Source organism: Pseudoxanthomonas sp. Root65, assembly GCF_001427635.1.
GTDB lineage: Bacteria > Pseudomonadota > Gammaproteobacteria > Xanthomonadales > Xanthomonadaceae > Pseudoxanthomonas_A.
In genome coordinates, this window is the sequence record NZ_LMHA01000001.1 from 373,627 (window position 1) to 389,933 (window position 16,307).

20 protein-coding genes are annotated in these 16,307 nt (G+C 68.3%); 10 read left to right on the forward strand and 10 right to left on the reverse strand.

Annotation, left to right across the window (positions count from 1 at the left end):
* Window positions 1-51: 51 nt before the first annotated feature.
* The 3 genes from ASD77_RS01690 (at window position 52) to ASD77_RS01700 (ending at window position 2,844) form a co-directional block, all read left to right on the forward strand.
* On the forward strand, window positions 52-855 hold the full coding sequence (locus tag ASD77_RS01690) for a prolyl oligopeptidase family serine peptidase (RefSeq protein WP_235578446.1): 804 nt from the start codon (window positions 52-54) through the stop codon (window positions 853-855).
* Between the two features lie 2 nt (window positions 856-857).
* Window positions 858-1,136 carry a hypothetical protein gene (locus ASD77_RS01695; protein WP_055936425.1) on the forward strand — a complete coding sequence of 93 codons (279 nt, stop codon included), beginning with the start codon at window positions 858-860 and terminating at the stop codon, window positions 1,134-1,136.
* A 148-nt stretch (window positions 1,137-1,284) separates the two neighbouring features.
* Window positions 1,285-2,844, forward strand: coding sequence for a GGDEF domain-containing protein (locus ASD77_RS01700; protein WP_055936428.1), 1,560 nt, complete (start codon window positions 1,285-1,287; stop codon window positions 2,842-2,844).
* 560 nt (window positions 2,845-3,404) lie between these two features.
* Here the strand turns inward: ASD77_RS01700 and ASD77_RS01705 are convergent.
* The 3 genes from ASD77_RS01705 to ASD77_RS01715 form a co-directional block, all read right to left on the reverse strand.
* A complete protein-coding gene (locus ASD77_RS01705) occupies window positions 3,405-4,349 on the reverse strand; it encodes an aspartate carbamoyltransferase catalytic subunit (protein ID WP_055936432.1) in 945 nt (314 codons plus the stop codon).
* Between the two features lie 19 nt (window positions 4,350-4,368).
* Entirely contained in the window at window positions 4,369-4,818 is a 450-nt protein-coding gene (gene ruvX, locus ASD77_RS01710; protein ID WP_055936436.1) for a Holliday junction resolvase RuvX, read from the reverse strand.
* Window positions 4,819-4,894: 76 nt separating this feature from the next.
* Window positions 4,895-5,461 carry a YqgE/AlgH family protein gene (locus tag ASD77_RS01715; RefSeq protein ID WP_055936439.1) on the reverse strand — a complete coding sequence of 189 codons (567 nt, stop codon included), beginning with the start codon at window positions 5,459-5,461 and terminating at the stop codon, window positions 4,895-4,897.
* 100 nt (window positions 5,462-5,561) lie between these two features.
* On the opposite strand from ASD77_RS01715, the gene ASD77_RS01720 reads away from it, so the two are divergent.
* The gene (locus ASD77_RS01720; protein WP_055936441.1) at window positions 5,562-6,107 is read left to right on the forward strand and encodes a DNA-3-methyladenine glycosylase I; all 546 of its coding nucleotides are present in this window, start codon (window positions 5,562-5,564) and stop codon (window positions 6,105-6,107) included.
* A gap of 166 nt (window positions 6,108-6,273) precedes the next feature.
* Here ASD77_RS01720 and ASD77_RS18355 read toward each other — a convergent pair whose 3' ends face one another.
* The 4 genes from ASD77_RS18355 to ASD77_RS01735 all read right to left on the reverse strand — a co-directional run bounded on the left by ASD77_RS18355 (window position 6,274) and on the right by ASD77_RS01735 (window position 9,576).
* Entirely contained in the window at window positions 6,274-6,450 is a 177-nt protein-coding gene (locus tag ASD77_RS18355) for a hypothetical protein (protein WP_200947346.1), read from the reverse strand.
* A gap of 50 nt (window positions 6,451-6,500) precedes the next feature.
* The gene (locus ASD77_RS01725; RefSeq protein ID WP_055936445.1) at window positions 6,501-6,887 is read right to left on the reverse strand and encodes a glutaredoxin domain-containing protein; all 387 of its coding nucleotides are present in this window, start codon (window positions 6,885-6,887) and stop codon (window positions 6,501-6,503) included.
* Between the two features lie 389 nt (window positions 6,888-7,276).
* Window positions 7,277-8,407 (reverse strand): PilT/PilU family type 4a pilus ATPase, encoded by a 1,131-nt coding sequence (locus ASD77_RS01730; protein ID WP_055936448.1) that lies wholly within the window; start codon window positions 8,405-8,407, stop codon window positions 7,277-7,279.
* Window positions 8,408-8,538: 131 nt separating this feature from the next.
* Complete coding sequence (locus tag ASD77_RS01735; RefSeq protein WP_055936451.1) at window positions 8,539-9,576, reverse strand: type IV pilus twitching motility protein PilT; 1,038 nt, start codon at window positions 9,574-9,576, stop codon at window positions 8,539-8,541.
* 93 nt (window positions 9,577-9,669) lie between these two features.
* Between ASD77_RS01735 and ASD77_RS01740 the strand changes: the two genes are divergently transcribed.
* The 3 genes from ASD77_RS01740 to ASD77_RS01750 are packed head-to-tail and all read left to right on the forward strand — an operon-like array spanning window position 9,670 to window position 11,745.
* Window positions 9,670-10,344, forward strand: a complete 675-nt coding sequence (locus tag ASD77_RS01740) for a YggS family pyridoxal phosphate-dependent enzyme (RefSeq protein WP_055936454.1) — start codon at window positions 9,670-9,672, stop codon at window positions 10,342-10,344.
* A gap of 37 nt (window positions 10,345-10,381) precedes the next feature.
* Window positions 10,382-11,227, forward strand: coding sequence for a pyrroline-5-carboxylate reductase (gene proC / locus ASD77_RS01745; RefSeq protein ID WP_055940858.1), 846 nt, complete (start codon window positions 10,382-10,384; stop codon window positions 11,225-11,227).
* A gap of 59 nt (window positions 11,228-11,286) precedes the next feature.
* Window positions 11,287-11,745 carry a DUF4426 domain-containing protein gene (locus ASD77_RS01750; protein WP_055936457.1) on the forward strand — a complete coding sequence of 153 codons (459 nt, stop codon included), beginning with the start codon at window positions 11,287-11,289 and terminating at the stop codon, window positions 11,743-11,745.
* Window positions 11,746-11,880: 135 nt separating this feature from the next.
* Here ASD77_RS01750 and ASD77_RS01755 read toward each other — a convergent pair whose 3' ends face one another.
* Window positions 11,881-12,675 (reverse strand): cobalamin-binding protein, encoded by a 795-nt coding sequence (locus ASD77_RS01755; protein WP_055940861.1) that lies wholly within the window; start codon window positions 12,673-12,675, stop codon window positions 11,881-11,883.
* A gap of 103 nt (window positions 12,676-12,778) precedes the next feature.
* Complete coding sequence (pdxH, locus tag ASD77_RS01760) at window positions 12,779-13,381, reverse strand: pyridoxamine 5'-phosphate oxidase (RefSeq protein ID WP_055936460.1); 603 nt, start codon at window positions 13,379-13,381, stop codon at window positions 12,779-12,781.
* Between the two features lie 32 nt (window positions 13,382-13,413).
* On the opposite strand from pdxH, the gene ASD77_RS01765 reads away from it, so the two are divergent.
* Entirely contained in the window at window positions 13,414-14,247 is an 834-nt protein-coding gene (locus ASD77_RS01765) for a kinase (RefSeq protein ID WP_235578447.1), read from the forward strand.
* Between the two features lie 99 nt (window positions 14,248-14,346).
* Here the strand turns inward: ASD77_RS01765 and ASD77_RS01770 are convergent, their stop codons facing one another.
* On the reverse strand, window positions 14,347-14,550 hold the full coding sequence (locus tag ASD77_RS01770; RefSeq protein ID WP_055936466.1) for a dodecin family protein: 204 nt from the start codon (window positions 14,548-14,550) through the stop codon (window positions 14,347-14,349).
* A gap of 106 nt (window positions 14,551-14,656) precedes the next feature.
* Between ASD77_RS01770 and ASD77_RS01775 the strand changes: the two genes are divergently transcribed.
* Together ASD77_RS01775 and aroB are read left to right on the forward strand one after the other, a co-directional pair.
* The gene (locus tag ASD77_RS01775; protein ID WP_055936469.1) at window positions 14,657-15,199 is read left to right on the forward strand and encodes a shikimate kinase; all 543 of its coding nucleotides are present in this window, start codon (window positions 14,657-14,659) and stop codon (window positions 15,197-15,199) included.
* The gene (gene aroB, locus ASD77_RS01780; RefSeq protein ID WP_055936471.1) at window positions 15,196-16,299 is read left to right on the forward strand and encodes a 3-dehydroquinate synthase; all 1,104 of its coding nucleotides are present in this window, start codon (window positions 15,196-15,198) and stop codon (window positions 16,297-16,299) included. The genes ASD77_RS01775 and aroB overlap by 4 nt, the downstream gene beginning before the upstream one ends.
* Window positions 16,300-16,307 lie beyond the last annotated feature (8 nt).

The window sequence follows — 16,307 nt, forward strand, 5'->3', positions numbered from 1 at the left end:
GGCGGCACCCTCGGGTTATGCTGCCATTCGTTATCCCCGATGCCGACCGCCATGCGCTTTCTCGCCACCGCCTGCCTGGGCCTGCTGCTGATCCTGATGACCGCCTGCACCACGACCGCCCCGATGAATCCCAGCGGCGAATTCGTCGCGCGCGAGATCGCACTCGACGGTCAGACCTACCGTTACCAAGTGTTCGTGCCGGCCGCGCGCTTCCGTAGCGACAAGCCGCCGGTGGTGCTGTTCCTCAACGGCTCCGGCGAGCGCGGCCGCGATGGCGTGAAGCAGACCATGGCCGGCCTGGGGCCGTACCTGCGCGAGCACGCCGACACGTTTCCCGCCCTGGTGGTGTTCCCGCAGGCGCCGGACGATACGGAATGGACCCAGGACGCCGGACCCATCGCCTTCGCCACGCTGGACGCGGCATTGCGCGAGTTCAACGGCGATCCCGACCGCGTCTCGCTGACCGGCATGTCGATGGGCGGCTACGGCACCTGGGAACTGGCGCTGCAGCAGCCCACGCGCTTCGCCGCGCTGGTGCCGATCTGTGGCGGCATCACCGTGGACTGGGGACGCGACCGCCCCAGCATGAACGTGCACAGCGTGGCGGGCGCTGCGGACCCCTTCGCCGCCGCCGCGCAGCGGCTGAAGGATGTGCCGGTGTGGATCTTCCATGGCGGCAAGGACGACGTGGTGCCGCCGTCGCAGTCGCGCCGCATGGATGCCGCGCTGAAGGCCGCTGGCGCGCGCGACGCGCGCTACACCGAATTCCCCGACGCCAACCACAACAGTTGGGACGCGACCTACGCCCACGCGCCGATGTGGGACTGGCTGTTCGCGCAGCGTCGCGGGCGCTGAGCGTGGCCGACCTGATCCCCGACTACTTCACCGCCGGCTGGCGCGACCAGCCGCTGGCCTGCCCCTGCGGCTGGCAGGGCGACAGCCGTGCCATGGCAATGGAACTGCATGACGCCGTCACCGACTACGCCTGCCCCCAGTGCGGCAACCTGTTGCTGATCGTCTCGCACCCGACGCTGGAGCAGGTCCGCGCGGCCGCCGCTGCCGGCAACGCGGAAGCCGCGAGCCAACTGGCCATCATCGAGGAAGCCCAGGCCCGTTTCCCCCGGCACGGCGACTGAGCCAGCGCCGGCACGCCTTGGGTCACGCTTCGGCCGCCTCGCCGCCGCCGGCGGACACGCCAGCCTCAACCCGTGCCCGTCGCGGCCGATAACCCGGCATCCCCTGGTGGCCGACGGGCATCCGCCCATGGCCGTGCGAGCGATTTGAATGGCTGACGCGGCCGACGACAACTCCGGTATCTCTGGCGGCTTCCGCCGGTTGTGGTCGCGTCGCCGCGAGGCCGCTGCACCGGCCTCGCGCGAACTCGCCACGACAAAGACCACCGCCAGGGCCCCGGCGATCAGCGCCGCCCAACTGCAGGCGCTGTTCGCGCACGCGGAGGAACCGGCCGCCCTGCTGTCCGCCTTTGCCGACGGCGTCGCCGGTCTGCCGGGCGAACTGCATGGCATGGGCGAGCGATTGCAGTCCGCACATGCCGACAACGATTGGCCGCGCTATGGCCGCGCGCTGCGCCAGCTCGTCGACAAGTACATCCGCACGATCCAGGATGAGCCGCTGTCGGGCGAAGCGGAGCAGATGCGCGACCTGCTGCACCACCTGCTGGTCGGCGGCATGGAACACCTGCTGCGCGACGACACCACGCTGCTGCCGCAGGCGCACGCCCTGGCCGACCGCGTGCGCCAGTGGCAACCCGCGCAGCCGCTGGCCGAACTCGGCAGCGAGTTGAAGGAACTCTGCCAGCAGGTCGGCCTGCGCACGCACGAAGTGAACGATGCGCAGGAACTGATGCGCAGCCTGTTCGACCTGCTGTTGGAAAACGTCGGCGAACTGATCGAGGACGGCAGCTGGCTGCAGGACCAGATCGGCGCGGTACGCCAGTTGCTCGCCGGACCGCTCGACCGCACCGCGCTGGAACAGACGCGTGCCGGTCTGCGCGAGGTGATCTACAAGCAGGGCCTGCTGAAACAGGGCCTGGCCGAGTCGAAGGCGTCGATGAAGGAGATGATGGTGACCTTCGTCGAGCGGCTGGACGGCATGGCCAGCAGCACCGGCGAATACCACGACCGCATCAGCTTCCACGCCCAGGCCGTGCGCGAGAGCCGCAGCATCGCCGAGCTGGGCAAGCGGATGGAAGACATCCTGGAGGACACCGCAACGGTGCAGGCGCAGGCCGCGCGTGCGCGGGACAGCCTGCTGGAAGCGCGACGCGAGGTGGAGGAAGCCGAGCGCCGCGTGATGAACCTGGAACAGGAACTGCAGTCCGTCTCCGAACTGGTGCGCGTGGACCAGCTGACCGAAGCGCTCAACCGGCGCGGCTTCGACGAGCTGTTCAAGCGCGAATCGGTGCGTGCGCTGCGCAGCGGCCAGACGTTGACCCTGGCCTTGCTGGACCTCGACGATTTCCGCCACATCAATGCCGCGCACGGCCATCTCGGCGGCGACGCCGCGCTGTGCCATGTCGTGGCGCTGGCACGCAACACCCTGCGCGCCACCGATGCGGTCGCCCGCTTCGGCGGCGAGGAATTCGTGCTGCTGTTGCCGGAGACCAGCTTCCTGGAAGCGATGGGCACGCTGGAACGCCTGCGCGACCGCCTCGCGCACAAACCACTGGTCTACGAAGGCCGCGGCATCCTGGTGACCTTCAGCGCCGGCGTGGCGCGCTGGCAACCCGGCGAATCGCAGGACGAACTGCTCGCACGCGCCGACCGTGCCATGTACCAGGCCAAGCAGGCCGGCAAGAACCGCGTGGTCGCCGCACCGGAGTGACCCCGCCGCTGGGAGGCGACGCGATGTCGATCCCACGCGTCATGCCCTGTCTGAACCCGTAACGCCGGCGGTACCTGCATGCGCGTAGCACGTGCGATCGACGCGATGCAGACTACTTTCTCTCCGCGATATCTCAGACCGTCATTCCGGCGTAAGCCGGAACCCAGTGACTTCATCCATGGCAACACGGCACTGCGGCCTCGCTTGATGGGAGAGCGAAAGACACTGGGTCCCGGCCTTCGCCGGGATGACGGTCTGCAAGCTACTCGCAGAATCGCGAGCACGTCACGCATGAGGCCAAGCAGTCCGTCGGGAACCGGATAGTCGCTGAGAATCGAACATCGCGCATGCTGTTGACGCGGCATCCATGTCTATTGACCCGCGATGTCTCAAACCGTCATCCCGGCGCAGGCCGGGACCCAGTGTCTTTGGTGCTGGTGGATGACGTCGCTGGTTCCGGCTTGATCAGCCTTTCGTCTGTTGAGCGCTGCCGCGATGGGGGCATTCGGATCCCCGCGCACATCAAGCAGACATCGTATGCACGACGCAGCGTCGCTACCTTACCCCAGCAGCATCTCCAGCACCGCCATGCGGATGGCGACGCCGTTGCTGACCTGGCGCAGCACCAGCGACTGCGGGCCGTCGGCCACCTCGTCGGTGATCTCGACGCCGCGGTTGATCGGCCCCGGGTGCAGCACTACCGCGTCCCTCGCGGCGTGCGCCAGTCGCAGCGTGGTCAGGCCGTAGTCGCGGTGGTAGTCCTCCAGCGACGACACCAGCCCCTCTTCCATCCGTTCGCGCTGCAGGCGCAGCATCATCACCACGTCCACGCCCTGGAGCATGGCGTCGAAGTCCTGCCCCTGCACGCATCCTGCCAGCGTGCCGTCGTCCGGCAGCAGCGACTGCGGGCCGCACACGCGGATCTCGCCCGCGCCCAGCGTGCGCAGCGCGTGCAGGTCCGAGCGTGCCACGCGCGAATGCTTCACGTCGCCGACCATCAGCACTTTCAGGCGCGAGAAGTCCGCGCCCTTGGCCTGGCGGATCGTCAGCACGTCCAGCAGGCCCTGGGTGGGATGCGCGCTGCGGCCGTCGCCGGCATTGACCAGCGCCGTGCCCTCGCCGGCCTCGGCCGCCAGCGCGGCGACCGCGCCATCGTCGGCGTGGCGGACGATGAAGCCGCGCACGCCCATCGCTTCCAGATTGCGTAGCGTGTCGCGCGCGGTCTCGCCCTTGCGGGTGGACGAGGTGGAGGCATCGAAGTTCAGCACGTCCGCGCCGAGGCGCTGCGCGGCGATGTGGAACGAGCTGCGCGTGCGCGTGGACGGCTCGAAGAACAGCGTGCAGACGGTGGTGCCGTCGAGCACCTGCCGGCGCGGGGTGCGGCCGAGCGCGGCATCGCGGATCTGGCCAGCCCGGTCGATCAGCCGGCAGAGGGTCTCGCGCGGCAGGCCGTCGAGGGTGAGCAGGTGGCGCAGGCGTCCGTCGGAATCGAGTTGTGGGGTCATGGGGTGCGGTCGGGAAGGGTCAGGTCAGCAGGGTCGCGTCGTGCGGCGCGGCCAGCCAGCGTTCGATGATGACGGCGGCGGCGACGGCGTCGAGCGTGGCGGCATCGCGCCGGCGCTTGCGACCTTCGGCGCGGTCCAGCGCGAAGCGTTGCGACGCCTCGACGGAGCTGGTGCGTTCGTCCACCAGCACCACCGGCAACTGGTAGCGCGTGCGCAGCTCGCGGGCGAAGGCATGGGCGCGCTTGCGGATCGGCTGGTCGCCGCCGTCCAGCGTCATCGGGTCGCCGACCACCAGGCCATCGGGCTTCCACTCCGCATGCAGCTTGTCGATCGCCTGCCAGTCGGGGCCATGGCCATGGACGTCGATGACCGCCAGCGCGCGTGCGCCGGTGCCGAACGCGCTGCCGACCGCCACGCCGATGCGGCGGGCGCCCACGTCGAATCCCAGTACGGTGCCGTCCAGCTTCATGCCCAGTGCCTCCGTTCGATGCGGTCTGCGCCATCCTGCAGCGGCGTGCGGCAACGCGACGTCGGCGGATGCGGGTTCATGCGTGGCCGCTGTAGTCCGTCAGGCGCGTCATGTCCACGCCGATCCGTTGGCCCGCGGTCTGCCAGCGCTGTTCCAGCGGCACGGCAAACAGCAGGTCGGCATCGGCGGGCACGGTCAGCCAGCTGTTCTCGCCCAGTTCGTATTCGAGTTGGCCCGCACCCCAGCCCGCACAGCCCAGCGCCACCACGGCGTGCGCCGGGCCCTCGCCTTCGGCCATCGCTTCGAGGATGTCGCGCGAGGTGGTCAGGTACAGGCCGCTGGCGACTTCCAGCGTGGATTCCCACGCGCGCGCACTGTCGTGCAGCACGAAGCCGCGCTCGGGGTGCACCGGGCCACCGGCCAATACGATCTGTTCGTCCAAGCGCGGATCGTGCGAGGCCAGGTTCATCTGCCGCAGCACCTCGCCCAGCGTGTACTCGGACGGACGATTGACGACCACACCCATGGCGCCTTCGTCGTCGTGCTGGCAGATCAGGGTGACAGCGCGCGCGAAATTGGGATCGGACAGCGCCGGCAAGGCGATCAGCAGCTGGTTGGCCAGGGGCGTGGCGGCATCTTGCATGGCCGACATTCTAGCCCGCCCCCGCGCGCCTCGCGCCTTCACGGACGGATCCTGTCCGCAACTGGCCCTAGAATCGCCATTCCTCTTCAGGCGCACGCCCATGTCCGGCTACTGCGACATCGCCCCCGGCCATCCCCTGCACGGCCCCTACCACGACCGCGAGTACGGGTTCCCGCAACGGGACGAGTCCGTGCTGTTCGAGCGCCTGCTGCTGGAGATCAACCAGGCCGGCCTGAGCTGGGAGACGATGCTGAGGAAGCGCAAGGGCTTCCGCGCCGCCTACAGCGGCTTCGATGTCGACACGGTGGCCCGTTACGGCGAGCAGGACCGCGCCCGCCTGCTGGCCGACCCCGGCATCATCCGCAACCGCCTGAAGGTCGAGGCCGCCATCCACAACGCCCAGGTCATCCAGCAGCTCCGCGGTACGCACGGCAGCTTTGCCGCCTGGCTGGACGCCCACCACCCCTTGCCGAAGCCGGAGTGGATCAAGCTGTTCAAGAAGACCTTCCGTTTCACCGGCGGCGAGATCACCAACGAGTTCCTGATGAGCCTGGGCTACCTGCCCGGCGCCCACCGCGAGGACTGCCCCGCCTTCAAGCGCGCCGCCAAGCAGCGGCCGCCATGGATGAATGCCGCGGGACGTTGATCCCGACAGCAAAGCTCAGAAGCAGGTTTCCTGCTTTGCTTCCTGCGGCAACGGGCTGGCCCAGGGTGCCTCGGACTCCCGCCTCCGGGAAGTAATCCGCACCCCGTTTCCCTCCAGGAATGGCGTCACCAGTCCAGCATGGACACGACATCCTCTCAATCACCGCTCACGGCTTCTTGAAGAAGTAGTAGAGACCCGCGCCAAGCAACACCACGCCGAACGCCAGCCCGGCAGTCTGACCCGCCTGATAGGCGCCCTCGGCCGGTGAATCGGACAGCAGTCGCGACACCACGATGCCGCCGCCCCAGAGCATCCCGATCACGCCGGAGATCTTGTTTCTCATGCGTCATTCCATCCTTTGCAAAGATTCTGGTGATTCCCGATCAAGTCGGATCAGTCCCGTGTCTGGAAGTGGTACGCCACCACGTCCGGACTGGGGCGCGCATGGGCCTCACCATCCACTTCAACGACGGGCAGGGCGTAACCGCGATGGTCTGCCAGTCCTGATCCATCAAAGCGCTCATGGAAGGCCTGGCTCGCGCCCGGACGGTCGATATCGACGTAGGTGACCGGAATGTTGCGACCCTGCAGGGACGCGAGCATCTGCCGGGTGTAGCCGCAGCCGTCGCGACCGTAAACCACCACGGTATTGCGTGACGAGGCGACGATGGCAGTCTCCGTCATCGAGGACTGCAACTTAGCCTTGATGTGCTTGTATGCGTGGTGACCGGCGCCCAGCACCACCAGGATCGAGACCAGGACAAGAAACGTACGCGACATGCTTCCTCCATGAAGTGTTGTTGCAGCGCTCGAATCAAAGCAATGACGCTGTGCCCCTGACAGCGCGCCCGCTTGGACGAACGATGCTCCGAATCCTTGCAGACCCTTTGCGTTCTAAGCCGCCAAGGTCCTACCACGCAATCGTCCACGTCACGCGTACACGATTCGCCGATGGATACTAACGCGCACAAAAAGTGAGGTGGTGTCCATACAGACAAATGCTGTCGCGCGGACAGGCGAGCCAACCTCGCCGGCACTTCGCGCGTCCACTTCCGGCCGTCGTCCACCACCGCGCATCATCGCCCGCGCGAATCGCTCCACCGTCTTCATCGCCCACGAAAAAGGGGCGGTCGCCCGCCCCTTTCCGGTGTGCCGCTTTGCGTATGGGATCAGCGGACTTCCGCGATCTCCACGCCGTCCAGTCCCTGCGCCAGCGTGCGGGCGTCGCCGCCCTGGGCAAGCTTGATGCGCAGGCGCACTTCGTTCTGCGAGTCGGCGAAGCGCAGCGCGTCCTCGTAGCTGATCTCGCCGGCCTGGTACAGCTCGAACAGGGCCTGGTCGAAGGTCTTCATGCCGAGGTTGGTGGACTCCTTCATCACTTCCTTCAGTTTGTGCACCTCGCCGTCGCGGATGTAGTCCTGCACCAGCGGCGTGCCCAGCAGGATCTCCATCGCCACGCGGCGCGCCTTGCCGTCCGGCGTGGGGATCAGCTGCTGCGCCACCACGCCCTTGAGGTTCAGCGACAGATCCATCAACAGCTGCTGGCGGCGGTCCTCGGGGAAGAAGTTGATGATGCGGTCCATCGCCTGGTTGGCGTTGTTGGCGTGCAGCGTGCACAGCACCAAGTGGCCGGTTTCAGCAAAGGCGATGGCGTGGTCCATGCCCTCGCGGGTGCGCACCTCGCCGATCATGATCACGTCCGGCGCCTGGCGCAGGGTGTTCTTCAACGCGGCTTCCCAGCTGTCGGTGTCGATGCCGACCTCGCGCTGGGTGATGATGCAGCCCTCGTGCTTGTGCACGAACTCGATCGGGTCCTCGATGGTGATGATGTGGCCGGTCGAGTTCTGGTTGCGGTAGCCGATCATCGCCGCCAGCGAGGTGGACTTACCCGTGCCGGTCGCGCCGACGAACAGGATGATGCCGCGCTTGGTCATCGCCAGCGTCTTGATCACCGGCGGCAGGTTCAGCTCTTCGATGGTCGGGATGCGCGTCTCGATCCGGCGCAGCACCATGCCCACCTGGTTGCGCTGGTAGAAGCAGCTGACACGGAAGCGGCCCACGCCGGCCACGCCGATGGCGAAGTTGCACTCGTGGGTCTTCTCGAACTCCTCGCGCTGCGCCGGCGTCATCACGTTCAGCACCAGGTCGCGCGACTGCTGCGAGGTGAGCGGCGTCTGCGTGATCGGCGAGATCTTGCCGTGCACCTTGATGGACGGCGGCATGCCGGACGTGATGAACAGGTCCGACGCCTTCTGGTGCGCCATCAGCTTGAGGAAGGAGGTGAAATCGATGGTGCTCATGGGTGGCTCCTGTGGAGCCGGGAATAGGGAATGGGGAATGGAGAATCGTGCCGCTGATCCGTTCCAGCCCTTCCGTGTCCCAGCTTTGAACTATTCCCGATTCTCTATTCCCAGTTCCCACGTCGCTTCGATCACTCGAAGAGACGTTTCTCCTTGGCGTATTCCTTGGCCTGCTGGCGCGTGATCAGGCTGCGCTTCACCAGGTCCTGCAGGTGCTGGTCGAGGGTCATCATTCCGTAGTTCTGGCCGGTCTGGATGGCCGAGTACATCTGCGCCACCTTGTCCTCGCGGATCAGGTTGCGGATGGCGGGGGTGCCCACCATGATTTCCCAGGCGGCGGTACGGCCGCCGCCGATCTTCTTCAGCAGCGCCTGCGAAATGACCGCGCGCAGCGACTCGGACAGCATCGAACGGACCATCGGCTTCTCGCCGGCGGGGAACACGTCGATGATGCGGTCGATGGTCTTGGCCGCCGAGCTGGTGTGCAGGGTGGCGAACACCAGGTGGCCGGTTTCCGCGGCGGTCAGCGCCAGGCGGATGGTCTCCAGGTCGCGCAACTCGCCGACCAGGATGTAGTCGGGGTCTTCGCGCAGCGCGGAACGCAGCGCTTCGTTGAAGCCGTGCGTATCGCGGTGCACTTCGCGCTGGTTGATCAGGCACTTCTGCGAGGTGTGCACGAATTCGATCGGATCCTCGACGCTGAGGATGTGGCCGTATTCGTTCTTGTTGATGTGGTCGATCATCGCTGCCAGCGTGGTCGACTTGCCCGAGCCGGTCGGACCGGTCACCAGGATCAGGCCCTGCGGCTGCTGGATCAGCTCGCGGAACAGCGGCGGGCAGCCCAGGTCCTCCAGCGTCAGCACATCCGACGGAATGGTGCGGAACACCGCACCCGCGCCCCGGTTCTGGTTGAACGCGTTGACGCGGAAGCGCGCCAGCGACGGGATCTCGAACGAGAAGTCGACCTCGAGGAATTCCTCGAAGTCGCGGCGCTGCTTGTCCGACATGATGTCGTAGACCAGCGAGTGCACCTGCTTGTGGTCGAGCGCCGGGATGTTGATGCGACGCACGTCGCCGTCCACGCGGATCATCGGCGGCAGGCCGGCTGACAGGTGGAGGTCGGACGCTTTGTTCTTTACCGAGAACGCCAACAGTTCGGCGATATCCATGACGCTGCTTCCCCAAGTTGCTGCGAACTGGAACCTTGATTCCCCGGAGGGCAGTATAGCGCCCTCATCGTTTCCGCCAATGGCTGGACCCACATGCTCGCCGACACCCTCAGCGAGACCCTGCAACGCCTTGAAAACGCAGCGAATGCCGCACATCGGCCAGCCCCCGCGCTGTTGGCCGTGTCCAAGCGGCAGACCGCTTCGGCCGTGGCCGAACTGGCGCGTGCCGGGCAGCGTGCGTTCGGCGAGAACTACGTGCAGGAGGCGCAGGACAAGATCGGCGAACTGGCCGGCATGGGACTGGAATGGCATCTCATCGGCCACCTGCAGTCCAACAAGGCCGACATCGCCGCGCGCCTCTTCGACTGGGTGCAAACGGTCGACCGTCACAAATTGATCGGCGCGCTGTCACGGTATCGCCCTGCCGACCGCGCACCCTTGAACGTGCTGATCCAGGTGAACATCGACGACGAAGCGAGCAAGCATGGCTGCCGGCCGGAGGAGATCGGCGCCCTGGCCGACGCCATCGCCGCCGAGCCGACGCTGCGCCTGCGCGGCCTGATGGCGATCCCGGCACCGCATCCGGAGGCCGCCCGTCGCATCGCCGCATTCGTCCGCATGCAGGCGCTGCAGGACGCGCTGGCCGCACGGCACGCACAGGTCGACACACTGTCGATGGGCATGAGCGACGACTTCGCCCTGGCCATCGCGCACGGCGCCACGATGGTGCGCATCGGCACCGCGCTGTTCGGTGCGCGGCCGGCATGACCGCTTCCTTTCCACATTCTGCCCAGGACCCCAGGCCATCACGGCGTCGCCCACTTCCTCCCTGCTGACCCATCCGCTGGCCTTCATCGGCGGCGGCAATATGGCGCGCAGCCTGATCGGCGGCCTGCTGAAGCGCGGGGCCGACCCCACGCGCATCCGCGTGGCCGAACCCGCCGATGCCCTGCGCGCTGCCCTCGCCGCCGACTTCGGCGTGCAGGTCTTCGCCGACGCGAGGGAGGCCGCGCACGGCGCCGACACCTGGCTGTTCGCGGTCAAGCCGCAGGTGATGCGCGCCGTGTGCGAAGGCCTGGCGCCGCTGGCGCAGGCGCAGCGTCCGCTGGCCGTGTCCATCGCCGCCGGCATCACCACCGCGCAGATGCAGCGCTGGCTGGGCGGCGGCGTGGCCGTCGTGCGCAGCATGCCGAACACCCCTGCCCTGCTGGGCGCCGGCGTCACCGGCCTGTACGCGAGCGACGAGGTCGACGACGCCGGTCGCCAGCGCACGGCGCTGCTGCTGTCCGCCGCTGGCCCGACGGTGTGGATCGACGCCGAAGCGAAGATGGATGCCGTCACCGGCGTGTCCGGCAGCGGCCCGGCCTATGTGTTCCTGCTGGCCGAAGCGATGGAGGCGGCGGCGGTTGCGGAAGGCCTGTCGCCCGAGGCGTCGCGCACGCTGGTACTGCAGACCGTGCTGGGCGCGGCGCGCATGCTGACCGAGAGCGACGAGACGCCCGCCGAGCTGCGGCGCCGCGTGACCTCGCCGAACGGCACCACCCAGGCCGCCATCGAGACGTTCCAGGCCGGTGGCTTCGAGGCCCTGGTGGCGAAGGCGGTGCATGCGGCGACCGTACGCGGCGGCGAGCTGTCGGCAGCGAACGAGTGACGCTGCATCCCGTCCGTGCGGAACGCCGTATGCCTTCGCGTTGCCGAGGAGCCCTTGTCATGAAATGCACCTCCCTGTTCGCCGCCGCACTGATGGCCCTGCTGTCCGCCTGCTCCGGCGGCGAGGCGCCGCGCACGGCGGAGTTCGTGCAGGCCTCGCCGGCCGAAGCCGACTTCGGCACCCTGCGCGTGCGCTACAACGCGTTGCCGACGCTGGCCCTGAGCGCACCGGTGGCGAAGCAGTACGGCGTTCCGCGCGACGCCGACACCGCGCTGGTGCTGGTGGCCCTGCGCGAGATCAAGGGCGACGAGGAGGTCGATGCGGAAGGCGACGTCGCCGTCAGCGCGCACGACCTGTCCGGCGCGCGGCAGACCCTCACACTGCGCAAGGTGGACGCCGGCGGCTACACCGACCACATCGGCACCGCGCGCATCTCGCCGCGCAACTCCTACCGCTTCGAGGTGGTGGTGACGGCGGGCGGGCGCACCGAAACGGTGAAGTTCCAGCGGAATTTCTGAGGCAGGCAGCATTCGCCCGAAGGGGAGCCAGCCTGTGGGAGCGACGTAAGTCGCGATGAAGCACCGCGGTGGCCCATCGCGACTTACGTCGCTCCCAGACATGACATCCCGCATCCGACCGATGCAGCTTCCCACTCAGGTGCGCTGCGCGGCCCACGCCTGGATGATCGCCGCGATCGCCTGCACGCCCTCGGTCAACGCCGCCGGTCCCGGCTGCAGGATCAGCGGCGACTTGATTTCGTGCAGTTCGCCGTCGCGCACCGCGGGAATGGCGTCCCAGCCGGGACGCGCGGCGACGCGGTCGGGGCGGAATTTCTTGCCGCACCAAGAGCCGAGGATGATGTCGGGCGCGCGGCGCACCACCTCGCTGCCATCGGCGAGGATGCGGTGTTTGGCCAGCGATTCCTTCGCCAGCTCCGGGAACACATCGTCGCCGCCGGCGATGCCGATCAGCTCCGACACCCAGCGGATGCCGGTGATCTGCGGCTCGTCCCATTCCTCGAAATAGACCGTCGGCCGGCGCGGCAGCTGCGCGGCCTGCGCACGCACCTCATCCAGTCCACGCTGCAGGGCATCGGCATAGTCGTTGGCGCGCGCGGCGGCGCCCACCAGCGCACCGAGGCGACGCACGTAGTCGACGATGCCGTCCACGCTACGGTGGTTGCTGATCCAGACTTCCACGCCCTGTCGCACCAGCTCGGCGGCGATATCGGCCTGGATGTCGGAAAAGCCGATGGCCAGGTCCGGCTGCAGCTTCAGGATCTCGCCGATCTTCGCGCTGGTGAAGGCGCTGACCTTCGGCTTCTCCTTGCGTGCCTGCGGCGGTCTCACGGTGAAACCGCTGATGCCGACGATGCGGTCCTGTTCGCCCAGCGCGTACAGCGTCTCGGTGGGCTCCTCGGTCAGGCAGACGATGCGTCGCGGACCCATCATTGCGACACCTGTCCTGTGGGAGCGACGTCAGTCGCGAACTGTTGGAGCGCTGGGAAAAGCTCGCGACTTACGTCGCTCCTACAAGAGCCTTGCCTGTCGCTCACGGGAACAGCATCCGCTTGCTCCAGGCGCCGGCGCTGTCGCACTCGTAACGCCAGCGCTCGTGCAGGCGGAACTGCGCGCCGTACCAGAACTCGATCGCCTCCGGCGCCACGCGGTAGCCGCTCCAGCCGTCCGGCCGTGGCACCTCGCCGCCGGCGAAGCGCGCTTCCACTTCGGCCACGCGGGTATCGAACGCCTCGCGCGAATCCAGCGTCTCCGACTGGATCGAAGCCCAGGCGCCGAGCTGGCTCTGGCGCGGACGCGAGGCGAAGTAAGCATCCGCTTCGGCCTCGCTGACCGGGGCGACGGGGCCTTCCACGCGCACCTGGATGCCGGCCTCGCGCAGGCTGCGCCACAGGAACAGCAGCGCGGCGCGCGGGTTGTCGCGGAGTTCGCGGCCCTTCTGGCTGTGCGTGTGGGTGTAGAAGACGAAGCCGCGCTCGTCGAAGGCCTTCAGCAGCACGGTCCGTGCGGACGGGTGGCCGTCGGGCGTGGCGGTCGCCAGCGTCATCGCATTCGGCTCCACTTCGGTACCGGCGGCCTTCGCTTCGCCGAACAGTGTGGCGAACGTGGACAGGGCTTCGGCGTACAGGTCGGTCATGGCGGTGTCGGGGCGGCGCCCGCATGCCGGGCATGCGCTATTGTCGCGCGATGGCGCAGGCAACGCATCCCGATGGCTTTCCCGGCCCGCTCGTGGCCGCAGCGCTGGCCGCCGCACGTGCGCTGCCGGCACGCACGCCCGTGTTCGCCATCAGCGGCCTGCAGGGCAGCGGCAAATCCACACTGGCCATGCAGATCGCCGCCCGGGCGGAGTCGGACGGCCTGCGCGTGGCGGTGCTGTCGCTGGACGACCTGTACCTGACGCAGGCCGAACGCCTGCGCCTGGCGCGCGACGTGCATCCGTTGCTGGCAACGCGCGGCCCGCCGGGCACGCACGACGTGGCGCTGGGCTGCCGCGTGCTGGATGCCCTGAAGGCGGGCGAGGACATCGACCTGCCGCGTTTCGACAAGCTGGCCGACGATCGCGTGGCGAACGCGGCATGGACGCGCGTGCGCGGACGCGTCGACCTGGTGCTGTTCGAAGGCTGGTGCGTGGGCGCCACGCCGGAAGACGACACGGCGCTGGCCATGCCCATCAACGCGCTGGAACGCGACGAAGACCGGGACGGCCGCTGGCGGCGCCATTGCAATGACGCGCTGCGCCGCGACTATCCGGCGCTGTGGTCACGCCTCGATGCGTTGTGGTTCCTGCAGCCGCCCGGCTTCGAGATCGTACGGACGTGGCGCTGGCAGCAGGAACAGGCGATGGTGGCGCGGACACCTGATCGCCACGGCATGGACCGCGCGCAACTGGAGCACTTCATCCAGCACTACGAACGCACCAGCCGCCACCTGCTGGCGACGCTGCCGGCGAGGGCGGATCGCGTTGTCGTGCTCGACGAGGCGCACAGGCCCGTGTCCCGTTGATGCCAGGTGTGGGAGCAACGTAAGTCGCGATGAAGCGCCCGGATGTCGGCATCGCGACTGACGTCGCTCCCACAACGGCCTGTCCGCGACTGAGCCCCCTCAGGTCACCACAAAGCTGATCCGCAGGTTCACCCGCCACTCGGTGACGTTGCCGTCGTCGTCGGTGACCACCTTGATCTCGTTGACCCAGGCGCCCTTGATGTTCTTCACGGTCTCGGAGGTCTTCTTCAGGCCGACCTTGACGGCGTCTTCCATGCTGGTCTTCGACGACGCATTGACCTCGATGATCTTGGCGACGGACATGATGTCCCCTCTTCGGTTGTCCCGGCACAGCGCCGGACGACCACCGTAGACCTGCAGCTGTTAAGTCCACGCCATGCGCGCGGGCGGTGCTAGCATCTGTCCCATCATGAATCCGGCCCCCAACCTGATCCTGGTCGGCCCCACCGGGGCGGGCAAGACCTCCATCGGCAAGCGCGTGGCCGAGCGCTTCGGGCTGGTGTTCGTGGATGCGGACCAGGCCATCGTCGACCGCACCGGCGCCAGCATCGCCACGTTGTTCGAACACGTGGGCGAAGCCGGCTTCCGCGAACGCGAGAAGGCCACGCTGCACGAACTGCTGGCCGGCCATGGCCAGTTGATCTCGACCGGCGGCGGCGCGGTGCTGGACGCCGACAACCGGATACGGATGAAACAACGCGGCTACGTGGTCTACCTGCAGGTCAGCGTGGAGGCGCAGCTGAAGCGGCTGGGCCGCTGCACGAACCGCCCGCTGCTGCAGCGGCCGGACCGCGAGCAGGTGCTGCAGGACATGGCGGTGAAGCGCGAGCCGCTGTACCGCGACGTGGCCGACCTGACCCTGGACACCGACGGCCTGACGCCGCCGGAGGCCACCGTCCGCCTGACCCAGTTGCTGGCGCACCGCTGGCAGCCCATCGAAGAGAACGCATGAGCCACGCACGTACCGTCGATGTCGGCGGCGAGATTCCATATTCCATCGCCATCGGGCCGGGCCTGCTGGCCGACGGCGCCGCGCTCGCGCGGCACGTGCGCGGCCGCCACGTGCTGCTGGTCAGCGACTCGATCGTCGCGCCGCTGTACGCCGGCACCGTGCGCGAAGCCCTGCATGCGGCGCGGCCGGACCTGGCCATCGGCACCTTCATCCTGCCGGCCGGCGAGGAATCGAAGACGCTGTCCCACTTCGGCCACGCCATCGAGGCGCTGGCGACCCTGGGCGCCACCCGCGACGCCTGCGTGGTGGCGCTGGGGGGCGGCGTGGTCGGCGACCTGGCCGGATTCGCGGCGGCCTGCTGGATGCGCGGCGTGGACTGCGTGCAGGTGCCGACGACGCTGCTGTCGATGGTGGATTCGTCGGTGGGCGGCAAGACGGCGGTGGACATCCCGCAGGGCAAGAACCTGGTCGGCGCCTTCCATCCGCCGCGGGCGGTGTTCGCCGACACCGATGCACTGGCGACGCTGCCGCCGCGCGAACTGCGCGCCGGCCTGGCCGAAGTGATCAAGTACGGCGCCATCCGCGACGCGCGCTTCTTCCAGTGGCTGGAGCAGGAACGCGACGCGCTGCTGGCGATGGACGCCGAGGCGCTGGCATTGGCCATCGCGGCCAGTTGCGAGCACAAGGCCGAGATCGTCGCCCGCGATCCGCTGGAGAAGGGCGAGCGCGCGCTGCTGAACTTCGGCCACACCTTCGGCCATGCCATCGAGACCGAGCAGGGCTACGGCGGCGTCGGCAACGACAACCTGAACCACGGCGAGGCCGTGGCCGTGGGCATGGTGCTGGCCGCGCGCCTGTCGGCCGACCTCGGCATGGCGCCGGCGACCGACACGGCCCGCCTGGAAGCCCTTCTGGCGGCCTGTGGGCTGCCGGTGCGGATACCGGCCGGCCTCGCCCCCGAGGCCCTGCTGGCCCGCATGCGGCTGGACAAGAAGAACGTGGCCGGCCGCCTGCGCCTGGTGCTGTGGCGCGGCCTGGGCCAGGCCGAGGTGGTACCGGATGTCGACGAGACCCGCGTGCTGGCCGTGCTCTCCGGCTAAAATGCCGC